Source organism: Planococcus sp. CPCC 101016 (assembly GCF_007859295.1).
In the GTDB taxonomy this organism is placed as follows: Bacteria; Bacillota; Bacilli; order Bacillales_A; family Planococcaceae; genus Planococcus.
In genome coordinates this window covers 37,952-53,626 of sequence record NZ_VOHB01000007.1, presented here as the reverse complement: position 1 = coordinate 53,626, position 15,675 = coordinate 37,952, and the positions used below count along the sequence as shown (strand labels likewise).

Genomic DNA, 15,675 nt, shown 5'->3' with positions numbered 1-15,675 from the left:
AAATAATATTTCGAATATCGTTACAAATGATTGCAGGCCATGACTGAAAATTGCTACTATAGAAGAGATGAGAGGAGAGATTTATTTGACATCTTTTAATGAAAAATTAACCCGCTATGCTGAATTAGCTGTAAAGGTGGGCGTAAATATTCAACCCGGACAATCGCTTTATATTGCTGCTTCCATTGATGCAGCACAACTGGTTCGTCTAATTACCCAAAAAGCTTACGAGACAGGAGCAAAACAAGTATATGTAGATTGGAATGATGATGCCGTCTCACGTCTTCGCTTTGAATTGGCACCAGAAGATTCGTTCTCAGACTATCCTGCCTGGAAAGTACAGGAGCGCGAGCAATTGGCGGAACAAGGCGCTGCGTTTATCAGTGTGGTGTCGCAAAGCCCGGATCTTTTGGCTGGAATTGATTCAACACGTATTGCAGCTTTCCAGAAAGCGACAGGTCAGGCACTTAGCAAATACCGGCAGTATGTCCAGTCCGATAAAATAAGCTGGACAGTCATTGCAGCACCATCAGAAAAATGGGCAGCTAAAGTTTTCCCGGATGTACCGGCAGAACAACAAGTCGAAACATTGTGGAACGCAATTTTTAAAGCAGTGCGTGCAGATCTTGATGATCCGATTGAAGCATGGACAGAGCACGACCGCTTGCTGCATACAAAAGTCGATTATTTAAACGGCAAAAAATATGCAAAACTCCACTATACTTCACCAAAAACTGATTTGGAAGTAGCGCTTCCAAAAGGACATCTTTGGTGCGGAGCTGGATCGATCAATGAAAAAGGTGATCCATTCATGGCCAACATGCCGACTGAAGAAGTTTTCACCGTACCTCACAAAACAGGCGTCAACGGCTATGTATCCAGTACAAAACCATTGAGCTATGCCGGAAACATCATCGATGATTTCAAAGTAACTTTCGAGCATGGAAAAATTGTTGAAGTGACAGCTGCGCAAGGTGAAGATGTCTTGAAGCAATTGGTCGCTACTGATGAAGGTTCCCATTTCCTTGGCGAAGTAGCCCTGGTGCCACATCAATCACCGATTTCCGATTCGAATATTCTTTTCTATAATACCTTGTTCGATGAGAATGCCTCAAACCACTTCGCTATCGGAAGCGCTTACGCGTTCTGCATTGAAGGGGGAAAAAACATGTCACAGGAAGACCTTCTTAAAAATGGCTTGAATCAAAGCATCACCCATGTTGATTTTATGGTCGGCTCTTCTGAAATGGATATTGATGGTATTCTGGAAGATGGTACACGCGAACCGATTTTCCGCGGCGGCAACTGGGCATTTTAAGTATCGATAATTCGACACTTATTTTTTCAGGCAAAATCATGTATACTAAATTATGATAATTACAGTTTAGAGAGGAGTTATCATTATGTTTTATGGCATTACTGTCGTTCTCGGCTTCATGGCCGTAATTTTCATGTTTTTCTTTACGCTTCTTCACTTTCTTGGGAAAGAGCTTCATACGCACGACGCAGAACATGTAGATCCTATTCCTGAAAAAAAATACTAAGCGACAAAAACCGGCTCTTTACTAGGAGCCGGTTTTTATGTTCTCTGCTTCATTAGCCATACTAAAACTAAAAGTTTTATCCATTTTCCCGGCTCTTTAGGTCCCTTCGGCTCTTTCGCTCCCCTGCCTGTAATGGTAGAATCCGAACTAGTCAGCGTCTTTATTCATAGGAGGAATTCATATATGTTTTCAGCAATAGATATTGGTATCGATTTAGGAACCGCGAATATATTAGTTTATACAAAAGCAAAAGGCATCATCATAAATGAGCCTTCCGTAGTAGCACTAGATGCGAAAACACGCGCAGTGCTGGCAGTTGGAGATGAAGCAAAAGCCATGCTCGGCAAAGCTCCCGATTCCATTCTCGTCATCCGTCCATTAAAAGATGGCGTCATTGCAGATTTCGATGTAACGAGGGATTTGTTAAAAATCATCATGCAACGAGCAGCAAAACAGCTCGGCAGTGCTTACCGGAAACCCAATGTTATGGTTTGTACGCCTTCTGGAGCCACGACGGTAGAGCGCCGCGCTATCCATGATGCTGTGAAACAAAGCGGTGCCAAAACCGTTCACTTGATCGAAGAAACGGTAGCGGCCGCTATTGGCGCAGATTTGCCCATCAGTGAACCGGTCGCAAGCGTCATTGTAGATATAGGCGGCGGCACCACAGAAGTCGGCATCATTTCATTTGGCGGAGTGGTGTCTTCAAACACCGTCAAAGTGGCAGGCGACCGTATGGATGAAGATATAATCCATTACGTTCGCAAACAATATAATGTACTGATCGGGGAACGCACGGCTGAAAATATAAAAAAGGAAATTGGCTACGCACCTGTACCACACGAAGTCGAGAACATGGAAATCCGCGGCCGCGACATCATGACCGGCTTGCCAAAAACCATTAACTTGAGTTCACTTGAAACACAGGAAGCATTAAAGGAATCTTTGTCCGCTATTTTGGAATGCATCCGCGCCACTTTAGAAAATTGCCCAGCTGAATTGTCCGGTGACATGGTCGATCAAGGAGTCGTCATTTCTGGAGGCGGTGCATTGTTGAAAGGCATGCAGGAATGGCTGGCAAAAGAAATTTCAGTCCCTGTCCACATCGCTCCCCAACCGCTTGAGTCTGTTGCTATCGGTACAGGAATGTCGCTTGGCATGATTAAACAATTAGAAAAAATGTCCCGTTAAAAAGAAAGCGGAAACGCCCGTGTAGAAAAAATTGCAGAAACCTAAAGCAGGATGATTAAAAATCTTTAATATACGCTAACTTTATGCTTTATTATTATTTCAGTTCGTCTTTTTCAGAAATTTGGATTAAACTTATAAGGTATCAATCACTAAGGGGGAATCAGTATGGCTTTATTAGATGAAATCTTGGAGTATAACGAAGAGTTTGTGAAGGAAAAGCGTTACGAAGAGTTTGTCACCACTAAGTTTCCTGACAAAAAAGTTGTCATTTTGACATGCATGGATACGCGTCTTCTTGAAATGCTGCCAAAAGCCATGAATATTAAAAACGGCGATGTAAAAATTGTTAAAAGTGCCGGAGCTATCATCAACCACCCATTTGGCGGCATCATGCGCAGCTTGCTAGTCGCTGTCTATGAATTGAACGCAGATGAAATTTATATCATTGGGCATCATGATTGTGGAATGGCCTCTATTAAACCTGAAAATATGCTGGAGAAGATGAAAAAACGAGGCATAGATGAGAAAACTATCGAGATGATGAAGTATTCCGGAGTGAATCTGGAAGGCTGGCTTCGAGGATTCGATGATGTAACAGAAAGTGTTTCACATAGTGTCAACATGGTGCGCAACCATCCCTTGCTGGATACTAGCGTTCCTGTCCATGGTCTTGTTATCGATCCGACTACTGGTAAATTGGATGTTGTCATCAATGGAAACGAAAACCGCTGAGAAATTCTCAGCGGTTTTGTTTTTGATAATAAATATAATCGAGCGGTATCCCTTGCTTGCCAAATTGCCGGAGAAAAGAGGTAATCTGGCCTCTATGGTAGCTCGCATGATTAACAATGGTAAACAGCATCTCTTCTCTTGTTGTGGAAAGATGATCCCCACGCATATTCTGGTAATCAAGGGACTCTTCCCATTGCTGTTCCGTTAAAGAAGCAAAAAACAGTTCCATCTCAGCATGCAGCAACATAAAAGCTTCGATTGCTTTTTCAGCTGTCCCTACGTCAAAATGTTCAAATGCTGGTTTTGCGACCCCGTTCATGCGAAGCAGCCAAAGCTTTTCGACTCCAATAACATGCTCAACCGTCTGTTGGATTGAAGCAAAAGAATTGGCTCCATTTTTCCGGTAAAATTCTTCACCCAAAGTCTGAACGTGTTCTAAGCAAGCAAGTGTCGCCCATTTATGATAAGAGAACAATTTGTCTTTATCCATCTTTTACGCACCTTCCTCTACTTTTATTCACGTTTCAAACCAGCGCTGCATTTCTTTCCACCATTTTTTATAGGTGGCCTTGCCCTTTCAAAATTCTTCTTCAATCATGGCATAGTAATAATGGTCTTTCCATTCGCCATTGATGTAAAGAAACTCCTTCAGCAAGCCTTCCTGACGAAATCCTGTTTTCTCCAATACCCGAATCGATCCTACATTCTCTGGAGAAACATATGCTTCCATCCGATGAAGACGAAGTTGTTCGAAGCCAAAGGCAGTCATCAACTTTACCGCTTCTGTCGCAATTCCTTTGCCAACACATGCCTCATCAACGGAATAGCCGACCAAAGCGCTTAAAAAAGGCATGCGCTTAACGCTGTATACGGAGATGTGGCCAATCAGTTTATTGGTATGATGCTCAAAAATTCCAACGCTGTATTCCCGGTTTTCTCTCGCTTGATAAATGGATTCCCGAATTTTTTCACGCTGAACGGCTGCCGAAAAATAGCTGTCCCGATGACGAGGTTCGTATACAGACCAATAATTCCGGTTTCGCAGCAGCAATTGGACCATTTCTTCTGCATCTTCAACTGTCAAACTGCGCAGGTAACAAGTCTGTCCCTCGAAAAGCAAGTTCATATTAGGCCTCAGCAGATGTCAGCGAAATGAATTCCTTGGCATCCTGGACACATAAAGCGATTCCTTTTTCCCAGAACGCCTGTTGTGTAATATCCTCGCCCAAATGCTTCATTGCCAAGTCTTCTGCCGACATTACTGCTGTATCGCGAAGCAAAGCCATATATTTCTCTTCAAAGCCGCTCCCTTCTTCTAATGCTTTTGCATAGACACTCAGTGAGAACAAGTAGCCGAAGGTATATGGAAAATTGTAAAACGGAACATAAGTAATATAGAAATGCAGTTTGGATGCCCAGAAATGTGGATGCGTTGATGCCAATCCGCCTGCAAATCCTTCTGTCTGTGCCTGCTCCATCAATTCATTCAATCTGGCTGCAGGAACAACCCCTTTTTTGCGTTCTTCATAGAAACGAGTTTCAAAAAGGAAACGCGAATGGATATTCATAAAGAAAGCGACGCTGCGCTGTACTTTATCTTCCAGCAAAGCTATTTTTTCTTCGTTGGATTGCGCATTTTTTACAGCTGCATCCGCTACAATCATTTCAGCGAACGTCGATGCGGTTTCCGCAACATTCATCGCATATGAACGATTTAAGGAATGGACGGGACGCAATGCATAAGTATGGAATGCATGCCCGAGTTCGTGTGCCAAAGTCGCCACGTTGGACATTGATCCGCTATAAGTCATGAAAATGCGTGACTCCTCAGTCAACGGCAATCCTGTGCAAAATCCGCCTGGACGCTTATTCGGACGGTCTTCTGCTTCGATCCAGCCATTTTCAAAAGCCTGCTGGGCGAATTGTTCCAGTTCAGGACCAAATTTGCCGAACTGCTTGAGAATAAATTCCGCACCTTCTTGATAGGAAAACTGCTGTGTACTTTCTGTCACTGGTGCATCTACGTCATACCAGTCCAGTCCATCTTTTCCAAGCAGCTTGCCTTTTTGATTCAAGTAATCGACGAAAGGCTGTTTGTTTTTACTGATAGCCCCCCACATAGCATCCAAGGTTTCCTGTTTCATCCGGTTTATGTGCAACGGTTCTTGGAGTGGATTATCCCACCCGCGCTTCTTGTAAGTTTCCAGACGGAAGCCGGCAATGGCGTTCAAGGTTTTTGCAAAAAACTCTTCCTTTTCCGCCCAAGCCTGCTCCAGCTTTTCATAGGATTCCTGTCGGACTGCAGCGTCTTTATGGGAGCTTAAATTATTCGCTTGGCCAACCGACAAAGATTTTTCTTCGCCGTCCACAGTGACTGTGATTGTGATTTCTCCGACCAGCATATCGTATAATTGACTCCAGCTATGGTACCCATCGATGCTTAAGGCTGTGATCAAGCTTTCCTCTTTTTCTGACAGCAGCATCTTAGCCTCTTCACGCCATTCGTTCAAGACAAATGTGAATTCACGCAGAAGCTCATCGTTTAACAGCTCTGCCCATATCCCATCTTCAGTTTTCGCTAGATCCTGCTGAATTTTCTGGAATGAATTTTGGAATCGGGCAGATAAAGAAGACGCTTCGCTTTCCAAAATCCCCGCTTTTTTATCTTGCGTGTTCTGAGCCATCAGACAGCCAATAAATGCACCAGATTGGCTTAGATGCTTCATCACACGGCTCATCTGTTCAAGCAAATCGGCTACTTTTTGAGCATCTTTTTTCGAAGCTGGCACCTGAAACTGCTGAACCAGCGCTTCAAATTCAGCGATTTTTGTTACTGCCTCGTTCATATGCAGCCGTAATTCCTCTGATTCGCTGCCTCCTGGAAATAGCGTATCCAAATCCCATACTTCTGGATAGTTAACCGTCATGTTTCTGCCCCCTGGTAAACTTAATTTTCTAAAAACACTTATTAGTATAACATTTTTCTTTCCTAAACCGGAACAATATTCCACCTTAGCTTTTCGTACTTCACCTTATCGCCATCTTTAGGGAATTTTTTGGAAAAGGATATTTGTTGATTGAAACGGCTACAGGTATACTAACTAGAAGGAGGGATTTCGTATGATTCGCATTTTGTTTATGACAATCGCTTTTATTGCAGTGATTGTAATGAATACTTTGGCAAACACCTTGCCATTGAATGGCCAAACTACAGGTGAAATATCTAATCGGCTTCTGGTCCTCTTTACGCCAGCTGGTTACGTATTTTCAATTTGGTCCATCATCTATCTTTTGCTGGCTGTTTGGATCATCGCTTTCTGGATGCGTTTAAGAAAGGGAGAAACCCCTTCATCCAAGATTGCCTTGTTCTTTATCTTAAGCTGCATTTTTAATATCACTTGGCTGCTATTATGGCATTATGAATTTTTTATCTGGTCAATCGCTGCAATGCTGGGCTACCTAGTTGCGTTAATTGCTCTTTATCTGCAATACAGCAATTCCGAAAGAAAGTTCACCGAACGGCTGCCGATATCAGTCAATATGGGTTGGATCAGTGTAGCTACTATCGCTAATATCAGTTTCGTTTTAACTTATTATAATTGGAGCGGCTGGGGTCTGAGTGATCAATTATGGACCGTTATCATGCTGACTGTCGCAACTGCGCTTGCTTTGCATATTCGCTTCCATCACTCGGATATTCCTTTTGCATTGGTCTTCATCTGGGCGTTCATCGGAATTGCCGTCAAACACGGAACCGACGAAATGCTGGTGACGACTGCCTCTCTTTTCTTAAGCGGCGTCATTTTGACCGGTATTTTATTAATTAAGAAAAGAGCTACTCCAGCAGTTCAGTAAAACGGCAGACAACTTGTTTTGAACGAGTTGTTTGCCGTTTTTATTACCCATAAATTCGATTGCGAAAGAAACAACAAAAAGGATCCGGAAGTATAAACCGGATCCTTTTTGCTGTATTGTTACTTATCCAATTTAGTCAGTAAGATCGGTTCGCCTTTAGTAACAAGCACCGTATGCTCAATTTGCGCCACTAATGACTGATCCGGTGTGATGAATGTCCAGCCATCGCCCGATTCAACAATATGTTCGGCTTTTTGTGAGATAAACGGTTCTACTGCCAGCACCATGCCTTCTTTAAGGATGGTTGTTTCCCAAGCATCGTAATAGTTTAAAATATGCTGAGGGGCTTCATGCAGCGATTTGCCGATGCCGTGACCGGTCAAATTCTTGATGACAAACAAGCCTTGCTCTTTTGCTTCGCGCTCAACGGCTTTGCCAATCTGGTTAAGCTTAGCGCCTGCTTTGACTTTTGTCATCGCGCGATCAAATGCCGATGCTGCAGCTTCACAGATTTTTTCCTTGTCAGCATGCCCTTCACCAACTACAAACGAAATTCCAGTATCCGAGAAAAATCCTTCGTATGATCCAGAAACATCGATGTTGACGATATCTCCGTCTTGAATCACACGATCGCCCGGGATGCCATGTGCCACTTCTTCATTGACACTGATGCAAGTAAATCCAGGAAAATCATATTCTGATTTAGGTCCTGAAACGCCGCCCAGTTCCTTGAATAACTTACCGCCTAATTCGTCGATTTCTTTTGTAGTGATCCCCGGTTTGGTTGCTGCTTTCATCGCTTCGCGAATTTCAGCCACCATTTGTCCGGCTTTTTTCAACATTTCAATATCTTTTTCAGTAGTTGCTATCATCAAATACCCTTCTTTCAAGCTTTTCTATTCAAGAATTATACCACAAAATTAAAAGAGAGGCTCCTGCCCTGTTTCATTTAGTCAGCAAGACATGCATAGAAAAAAGGCTGTCCAAAGACAGCCTTTCGACTTTCAAGTTTCTGCGTCGACCAATTTCGGAGCTGCCGCAAAAAGCGCAGCACAGACAAATGCAGCTAGCAAAAATACCGGAATCATGTAGGTTGCGTTGTAAACCACGGAATAAATGACCACATTGCCCTCAGCGAACATGCCGAAGAACAGAACTCCGGTAATAACATGAACGAGATAGCGCAACGCAGAAGCAATCAGTACACCGGCAACTACTGCGATGAGCATTTTCCCTGTTTGTTTGGCTTTCGCATGCTGAAGATATTTTCCGCGCATAATACCAGCAAGTCCTACGACGCCATATGCCAACAAGTAATCAAGGATAACCTGCATGACCACAAAACCGAAAGATAGTGGAGCTACTGAGATGAACCCTGAGACAATCTGCAGCAAACCTACCAGCAATCCTGTGAGGACACCAGCACCGACGCCTCTTCTAAAAGCGATCAAAACGATCGGTATCATTACTAAGCTAACTGAACCGCCCTGAGGCATCCGGAAAGAAATAAAATCCAACACAAATGCAAGAGCAGCGAAAATAGCAATTTCCATCATTAACAATACTTTTTTATTTCTCATGACTTCCTCCTTAAATGTGTTATGCACATCACCAGAAGGGCCGCGAATAAAACCATATTAAAAACGGCGTCAGGACAGAGCCTGACGCCGTTGTAAAGGCCGGTTTCCATCCACATCCCTGCGCAAGTGTTAACTTACAGGTTCAAAGGGTAAGAACAGATGTTCACTCTCAGCAAAAGCTCCCCTTGTGGTGTATACAGATATTTATCAGTCACCTGTATTGTACACAAGGCTTTCCTTTTATGCAAGGTCGTTTTAAGATGGTGTGATAGGGTAAAACAATGGATAATGAAGAAAATCGAAAGGTGGTGGAGGCAGCCGGAATTTAGGCTTGCCGAAAAGATGATTGAACTATTAAAAGACCTGATAAAAATTCAAAGCGATACAAAGGAAGGAGCCAATGAAGCTCTTCTTTTTTGTGCAGATTGGCTGAAAGCGAAAGGAGAAACGGTTACTATTCACGACAATAAGGGCTATATGATGTTGACCGCTGCTAAAGGGCAAGGGGGAGAAACCATCGTCTGGAACGGCCATGTCGATGTGGTTCCCGGTCACAAAGAACAATTTGTGCCATTCGAGGAACAGGGTCGTCTCTACGGACGTGGATCAGCCGACATGAAAGCGGGTGTGGCGGCCATGATGCAGGCGTTCACCGAGCTGGATAGTTCAAATTTAAATCGGATTGTTCAATTACATATCGTCACCGATGAGGAGATTGGCGGCCGCAACACTTCTAAATGGCTGGTGGAGCAAGGATATCACGGTGATTTTGTCATTTGCGGAGAACCTACAGGATTAAAAGTTGGATTGCAATCGAAAGGTATTTTGCGCATGGATATGACGTTTAAAGGCAAGCCCGCTCATGGCAGTCGTCCTTGGGAAGGCATCAATGCCATTGAATCGGCGATGAAGTTCCATATGGCCTCATCCGAATTGCCTTTCCGTAAAGAATCTACTGAGTATTACGAGCAGCCTTCTGTCAACTTGCCAATCATTAAAGCAGGAGATCGTTACAATGTAGTTCCTGAAATCTGTGAAATGTCCTACGATATCCGCTTTATGCCAGGACAAGATAAAGATGAGATTGTTCGCCAATTGGCCGATTTGGCAGATACCTTAAATGTTGATATGGACTATAAAGCTTCAGGCTCCACACCCGCCCTGACAACAACTAAGGACAACCCGTTCATTCAACGCCTTCAGAAAAGCATTTTGGAAACCACTGAAAAAGAACCGATTTTATTCGGTCAGCACGGTGCTGCAGATACACGTTATTACGCAGCGGTTACAGGTGGAGAAGGGGCCATCGAATTTGGTCCAAGCGGCGATGATTGGCATGGCAATGCGGAATACGTTTTAATTTCGAGTGTCCATGACTATAAGAAAATTCTATTGGCTCATGTACAATCTGCCTAAATAGGTTTGCATCCTGCAAAATTCGGGAAAATAGTAATTACTAACCCCATGAATGGAGAGATTTAAATGGCAATTGGAAGACTAGTAAAATCTGCGATAAAGTATGGTCCCATCGCTTATCCAATCATCCGTAAAGTATTAAATAAAAGAAAACAAGGCAAAGCTGGACAGACAACTTCCAGAGAAACTGATACACGCAGCAAAAAACGCTAAAACAAAAAACGTACCGGCATTTTATGCCGGTACGTTTTTTTGTTTGACAGAATACGAAGTTTAAAATGCTGGTCTCTTCTCTATCGAGGCTACACGGGCGCCTGCGCTTTTCTTTGTCCAGACTTCAGCGCCCAGCTTTTCGGGTCATAAGCCAATCCGGCTATGCGGCAAAGAGCGCCGCTTCGCCGGTCTGTCTTATGCCCATCAAAGCTACACGGGCGTCTGCGCTTTTCTAGATATAAGGCATTGCTTCCCGTATTGCCAGATAGCCGGTTTTCTTCTGATTTGAAGGGTGCTGTGCAGTTCCTTCGGCTTCGCTGTCCGGCTGATCCTGTTGGTCCTGTTCATCCTGAGCTTCCATAATTTCTTCGAAAGATAATGGATTCGGCTGTGGCAATTCAACATCTTCCACCTTCCATGCATCTTGGTATTCTTCGAAGAAAGAATTCGCCATCGCTTGATAGCCCAATTGATTTGGATGGACATCACCCGGATTCGGAATCTTATCCATGGCGTCTGAACCAAATGATTGGTCTACTGATACAAAAACTGCACCTGCTTTTTCAGCTGATTGCCGAAGAATTTCATTAAGCCGGTCAAGCTGTTTGGCCGTGCCATTCTTTTGGCTATCACGGACATGCGGATAAGCAAAATAATAACCCATTACATAGACCTTGGCATCCGGAGAGGTTTCCGTAAGTTCGGACAGAATCAAATCCATGTTTTTCCTTGTCGCATTAAGGGCAAAATCTGCCTGAATCTGCTGGAAAGTCAATGATCCCTGTACCGGATCGTTCTGAACAAGCCGCAGCAGATCATTCGCTCCTGCTGATACAGTTATGAGATTAGCTGTGGCCAGTACATCTTTTGCTTCATCGGTTTGGATACTTTCCAGTACATCTGCTGTAGTAAAACCCGGAAATGCAAGATTTTTCGAAAAGAACGCAACAGGTTGATTGCGCATCAGTTCCTGTGCAATCAAATCCGTGTATCCGGCGTCTATTTGGCGTTCAGGTGTCTGGCCTGCTGCCAATGAATCACCAATCGCCACGTAAGCTACAGGAAGTTCAATCTTCGCTTCTGCCGAAGCCGACCCGCTGAAAATTAAAAAGCCTGCCATTGCCGCAATCCAATATTTCTTCATTTCAATCACCTCTTAGAATGCCCAGTTTCCATTCCGGAAGATAGGCTCTTTTGAACCTTCTGCTGTAATGCCGTCAATATCCATACTGCTACTGCCAATCATGAAATCTTCGTGGACAATTGATGTATTCAGGCCAATGGCTGCCAATTGATTACGTTCAAGGTCACGCGCACCTTCGTAGCAGGTCGGATAAGAATCACCGATAGCTAAGTGATTAGAGGCATTTTCATCAAACAGCGTATTATAGAACAAAATATTGGAATCGGAAATCGGCGATTGATGCGGCACCAATGCCACTTCTCCCAAATAAGCCGCGCCCTCATCCGCATGAATCATTTCATGAAGGAGTTCTTGCCCTGTCTCTGCTTTGGCATCGACAATCTTGCCTTTTTCAAAAGTTAGGGTAAAGCCATCGATGACATTGCCTTGGTAAACAAGAGGCTTCGTGTTGCGGACCTTACCGTCCACGCCATGCTTTAGCGGCACCGTGTAGACTTCTTCAGTCGGCATATTTGCAATGAAAGGATTGCCCTGAGGCGTTTTTGAAGCACCCGACATCCAAATATGCTTGTCAGGAAGTTCAATCGTCAGTTCTGTTCCAGGCGCACTGTACTGCAATTTCACATATCGTTTCTCATTTAATTGAGAAGCTCGCTGCTCCAATAAAGCAATGTGGTTTTTCCATAATTCTACTGCGTTTCCTTCACCGATGCGCACTGTTTTGAAAATAGCTTGCCATAATGCCTCCATCTGCTGTTCAGCAGGCAGGTCCGGAAAGACTTTCTGTGCCCATTTCGGTGAAGGAATGGCTACAATTGACCAGGCTACTTTGTCTGATCCAACGGCCTGACGATAACGCTCCAGTGCTTTTCCTGCAGACTTTTGCGAATCAGCCAAGCGTTTTGCCGGAATTCCAGTCAACAGATCGGGATCTTCCGCATCAATCCACAGGAACGAACCGCCCGTATTAATGACTTCGTCGCGCTGAACGACTGACCATTCAGGATATTCCTGAAATGCCTCGTCCGGCGCCAAATCGAAATGGGTCCGCGTCAGCACTGGATCCTCGTAATTGACCTGTACCCGCTTCGCACCTGCTTCATATGCTTTTCTAACAACAATGCGTGTAAATTCAAGTGTATCGGTCGTAGTATTAATGACGATCAATTGCCCTTTTTGAACATTCAACCCAACATAAACGGTCAATTCAGCATATTGTTCAAGCTTTTCTTGAAAATTCATCGTTTATTCCCCTTTGCAGCAATGGTTTTGCTGGATCCTTCAATAAGCTTTCCACCGTGTATCACTTTTTGCACAGGTTTGGAAGGCAATTCTTTGGTGAATTTCTTGTAATGGCGCTCGTCAGCATACGCCAATAAAGTCAAGACTTCACCGTCCGCCCCCGCTCTTCCGGTTCTTCCTGAGCGATGCAGATACTGCTCGACCGTTTGTGGAACGTCCACATGGATCACATGCGTCACTGAATCGATATCTAACCCACGAGCCGCTACTTCGGTTGCAATCAGAACAGCCACTTCCCCTTTTCGGAAAGCATCCAACGCTTTTTTGCGTTCATCTTTTTTCATTTCGGAATGCAAAGTGACGATTTTCGCGTCACGGAACTTCAATTTATTTTCCTTCATCAGCAATTGGTCCAGATTATTAACGAAAGCCAAGCCTTTCATACCAGGAATATGCGAAATGCTGCGGAGCATTTCGGTTTTGTCCCGCTCATCCACTTTGATGAAAGAATGTGTCACTTTACCAAACATCGGCAAATCTTCTGCCGTTACTTGCAAGCGCGTCGGATGTTGCATCAAACGTTCCGCTACCAATTCGATTTCTTCGGTAATCGTTGCTGATACTAGCACCAATTGGCGCTCATGCTGGGTTTTTTCAATCAGGTCCTTCATGATCCCCCGGTGCTCACGCGCCATCAGCTGATCGCCTTCATCCAATACCAACATGCGGATTTCATGCATTTTCAGCTTTTTGGTTTTTACCAATTCGTTTAATCGTCCTGGAGTCCCCACGACTATGGTCGGTTTTTTCTTCAACTTCTCCAACTGACGCTGCATATTTGCCCCACCGATCAATTGAGTGACCGTTACGTCAGTTCCCTCTGTCCATTCGCGCAATACATTGACGATTTGCATCGACAATTCCTGTGAAGGAGCTACGATCATCGCCTGGATTGCCTGCTTTTCCGGATTCACCCGCTCCAATATCGGAAGTACATAAGCTAAAGTCTTACCGGAACCTGTTGGAGATTCTGCAACGATGTCATTGCCGGCCAACATTTCCGGAATCATCTGTTCCTGGATCGGCATTGCCGTTTCAAATCCAGCTTTTTTCCATTTTTCTTGCCATATCGGACTTAATTCATTTATAAAAGTCATTTGCGATTCCACCTTCTTTTCAATGCTATAAGTGTACCATATCTGGTGTTCTGTCGCCTTTCTGAGACAATAAAAACCAGCCCGGCAATGCGGACTGGCTGAGTCATTTATTCTGTTACTTCTTGTTGTCTATAGACGATTTCTTTTTCCTCTTCCGTTACTGGACGAACCGGCTTTTTAATGAAGAAAGCCAGTATCAACGCCACCAGCGCGATAAAAGTGGAAACGAAAAACGAGAAATTAATGCCATCGAGCATTGCCAGATTCATGATGCTCTCCGGAGCCGTTCCACCTGCAGCCAGCTCTTTCGCTGTCGACTCAGTGCGCGTATTCATGATCGTAATTAGGAAAGCAGATCCCACAGCACCTGCTACTTGCTGCAATGTGTTGTTAATTGCTGTCCCGTGCGGGTATGCTTTCATCGGCAACGTATTCAAGCCATTTGTCATAACTGGCATCATCACCATGGAGATGCCGAACATCCGCAGCGTATACATCAGCATAATGCTAATATAGCTCGAATCCAAACTCAATTGGCTAAACATAAAAGTTGTCAGTACAACAATCGCCAAACCGGGAATCGCCAATACTTTTGCTCCGAAGCGATCGAAAAGCCGGCCAGTAATCGGAGACATGAGTCCCATCACTAAAGCCCCTGGCAGCATCAGCAGACCGGATTCGATCGGCGAAATGCCCTTGATAGTCTGGATGTAAATCGGCATCAGGATCATTGCAGAAAACATTGACATGGAAAGGGCAATGGAAATAGCTGATGACAAAGCAAACATTGGGTATTTATAAATTCGGATTTCAAGCAAGGGTTCATCCAATTTCAACTGGCGGAATCCGAAGATGATCAGCGATACCACACCAACGGCGATCGCAGCCAGAACAATCGGATCGGACCAGCCCAAGGTACCAGCAGAACTGAATCCATATAATACGCCACCGAAACCTAAACTTGAAAGAGCCAGTGAGGCTTTATCAAGCGATATTTCCCTGTTCTGGAATGTCAGATTCTTTAATTTAAAAATTCCTAAAGCCAGTGGAATCAAAGCCACCGGCAAGACAACCCAAAAAAGCACACGCCATGAGTAATGCTCTACGATAAATCCTGACAGCGTCGGTCCGATTGCAGGTGCAACAACCATGACCAGTCCGAAAACGCCCATTGCAGATCCGCGTTTTTCAACCGGAAAAGCGGCAAGCATAACATTCATTAGTAAAGGCATCATCAATGCCGCACCGGAAGCTTGAACCATTCTGCCGATCAACAACACGCTGAACACTGGTGCGACAGCAGCCAATAGGGTTCCTAATGCGAATAAGGACATAGCCACGATAAAAATTGAACGGTTCGAATAACGCTGGATAAAAAAAGCACTGGCTGGAATCAAAATCCCGTTAACCAGCATATAGCCTGTGACAAGCCATTGCGCTGTAGAAGCATCAATATTCAAATCCAGCATGATTTCAGGCAGGGCGATGTTCAATAAAGTTTGGTTAAAGATCGCTACAAATGCCCCTGTAAAGAGAATGGCAATAATGCCATAAGGTGTTTTTTTCTGTTCTTTCATCTTTGTTTCCTCCGTAAGTACTGC

The 15,675-nt window shown here is 44.2% G+C and carries 16 protein-coding genes and 1 riboswitch; of the genes, 7 read left to right on the top strand and 9 right to left on the bottom strand.

Translation table 11 applies throughout. The annotated features are described in order from the left end of the window. Nucleotides 1-85: 85 nt before the first annotated feature. The 4 genes from FQV26_RS17700 (at nt 86) to FQV26_RS17690 (ending at nt 3,467) form a co-directional block, all read left to right on the top strand. A complete protein-coding gene (locus FQV26_RS17700) occupies nt 86-1,318 on the top strand; it encodes an aminopeptidase (RefSeq protein WP_146559313.1) in 1,233 nt (410 codons plus the stop codon). Between the two features lie 85 nt (nt 1,319-1,403). After that, entirely contained in the window at nt 1,404-1,544 is a 141-nt protein-coding gene (locus FQV26_RS18905; protein ID WP_186760055.1) for a hypothetical protein, read from the top strand. 183 nt (nt 1,545-1,727) lie between these two features. Next, on the top strand, nt 1,728-2,735 hold the full coding sequence (gene mreBH / locus FQV26_RS17695) for a rod-share determining protein MreBH (protein ID WP_146559311.1): 1,008 nt from the start codon (nt 1,728-1,730) through the stop codon (nt 2,733-2,735). Nucleotides 2,736-2,900: 165 nt separating this feature from the next. Then, nucleotides 2,901-3,467: a beta-class carbonic anhydrase gene (locus tag FQV26_RS17690; protein WP_146559309.1), complete on the top strand. Its 567-nt coding sequence runs from the start codon at nt 2,901-2,903 to the stop codon at nt 3,465-3,467. A 7-nt stretch (nt 3,468-3,474) separates the two neighbouring features. Here FQV26_RS17690 and FQV26_RS17685 read toward each other — a convergent pair whose 3' ends face one another. The 3 genes from FQV26_RS17685 to FQV26_RS17675 form a co-directional block, all read right to left on the bottom strand. Next, nucleotides 3,475-3,957, bottom strand: a complete 483-nt coding sequence (locus FQV26_RS17685) for a DinB family protein (RefSeq protein WP_146559306.1) — start codon at nt 3,955-3,957, stop codon at nt 3,475-3,477. 87 nt (nt 3,958-4,044) lie between these two features. Further along, complete coding sequence (locus tag FQV26_RS17680) at nt 4,045-4,593, bottom strand: GNAT family N-acetyltransferase (protein WP_146559304.1); 549 nt, start codon at nt 4,591-4,593, stop codon at nt 4,045-4,047. Nucleotide 4,594: 1 nt separating this feature from the next. Continuing rightward, nucleotides 4,595-6,394, bottom strand: coding sequence for a M3 family oligoendopeptidase (locus FQV26_RS17675; RefSeq protein ID WP_146559302.1), 1,800 nt, complete (start codon nt 6,392-6,394; stop codon nt 4,595-4,597). 193 nt (nt 6,395-6,587) lie between these two features. Here FQV26_RS17675 and FQV26_RS17670 point away from each other — a divergent pair, with 193 nt between their 5' ends. Next, complete coding sequence (locus tag FQV26_RS17670) at nt 6,588-7,322, top strand: TspO/MBR family protein (protein ID WP_146559300.1); 735 nt, start codon at nt 6,588-6,590, stop codon at nt 7,320-7,322. Nucleotides 7,323-7,441: 119 nt separating this feature from the next. On the opposite strand, the gene map is transcribed toward FQV26_RS17670, so the two are convergent. Next, nucleotides 7,442-8,194 (bottom strand): type I methionyl aminopeptidase, encoded by a 753-nt coding sequence (gene map, locus FQV26_RS17665; RefSeq protein WP_146559298.1) that lies wholly within the window; start codon nt 8,192-8,194, stop codon nt 7,442-7,444. A 132-nt stretch (nt 8,195-8,326) separates the two neighbouring features. Continuing rightward, nucleotides 8,327-8,902 carry an energy-coupled thiamine transporter ThiT gene (thiT, locus tag FQV26_RS17660; RefSeq protein WP_146559296.1) on the bottom strand — a complete coding sequence of 192 codons (576 nt, stop codon included), beginning with the start codon at nt 8,900-8,902 and terminating at the stop codon, nt 8,327-8,329. A 98-nt stretch (nt 8,903-9,000) separates the two neighbouring features. Then, nucleotides 9,001-9,098: riboswitch (TPP riboswitch) on the bottom strand. A gap of 146 nt (nt 9,099-9,244) precedes the next feature. On the opposite strand from thiT, the gene FQV26_RS17655 reads away from it, so the two are divergent. Beyond that, the gene (locus tag FQV26_RS17655) at nt 9,245-10,318 is read left to right on the top strand and encodes a M20 family metallopeptidase (RefSeq protein WP_146559375.1); all 1,074 of its coding nucleotides are present in this window, start codon (nt 9,245-9,247) and stop codon (nt 10,316-10,318) included. Between the two features lie 66 nt (nt 10,319-10,384). Continuing rightward, the gene (locus FQV26_RS18900; protein WP_186760053.1) at nt 10,385-10,531 is read left to right on the top strand and encodes a hypothetical protein; all 147 of its coding nucleotides are present in this window, start codon (nt 10,385-10,387) and stop codon (nt 10,529-10,531) included. A gap of 232 nt (nt 10,532-10,763) precedes the next feature. Here the strand turns inward: FQV26_RS18900 and FQV26_RS17650 are convergent, their stop codons facing one another. From FQV26_RS17650 to FQV26_RS17635, 4 genes are all read right to left on the bottom strand, one after another. Beyond that, nucleotides 10,764-11,675: an SGNH/GDSL hydrolase family protein gene (locus FQV26_RS17650; RefSeq protein WP_146559294.1), complete on the bottom strand. Its 912-nt coding sequence runs from the start codon at nt 11,673-11,675 to the stop codon at nt 10,764-10,766. A gap of 12 nt (nt 11,676-11,687) precedes the next feature. Then, the gene (locus FQV26_RS17645; protein ID WP_146559292.1) at nt 11,688-12,917 is read right to left on the bottom strand and encodes an aminopeptidase; all 1,230 of its coding nucleotides are present in this window, start codon (nt 12,915-12,917) and stop codon (nt 11,688-11,690) included. Next, nucleotides 12,914-14,074, bottom strand: coding sequence for a DEAD/DEAH box helicase (locus tag FQV26_RS17640; RefSeq protein ID WP_146559291.1), 1,161 nt, complete (start codon nt 14,072-14,074; stop codon nt 12,914-12,916). The genes FQV26_RS17645 and FQV26_RS17640 overlap by 4 nt, the downstream gene beginning before the upstream one ends. A gap of 107 nt (nt 14,075-14,181) precedes the next feature. Next, nucleotides 14,182-15,651, bottom strand: a complete 1,470-nt coding sequence (locus tag FQV26_RS17635) for an MDR family MFS transporter (protein ID WP_146559289.1) — start codon at nt 15,649-15,651, stop codon at nt 14,182-14,184. Nucleotides 15,652-15,675: the final 24 nt, after the last annotated feature.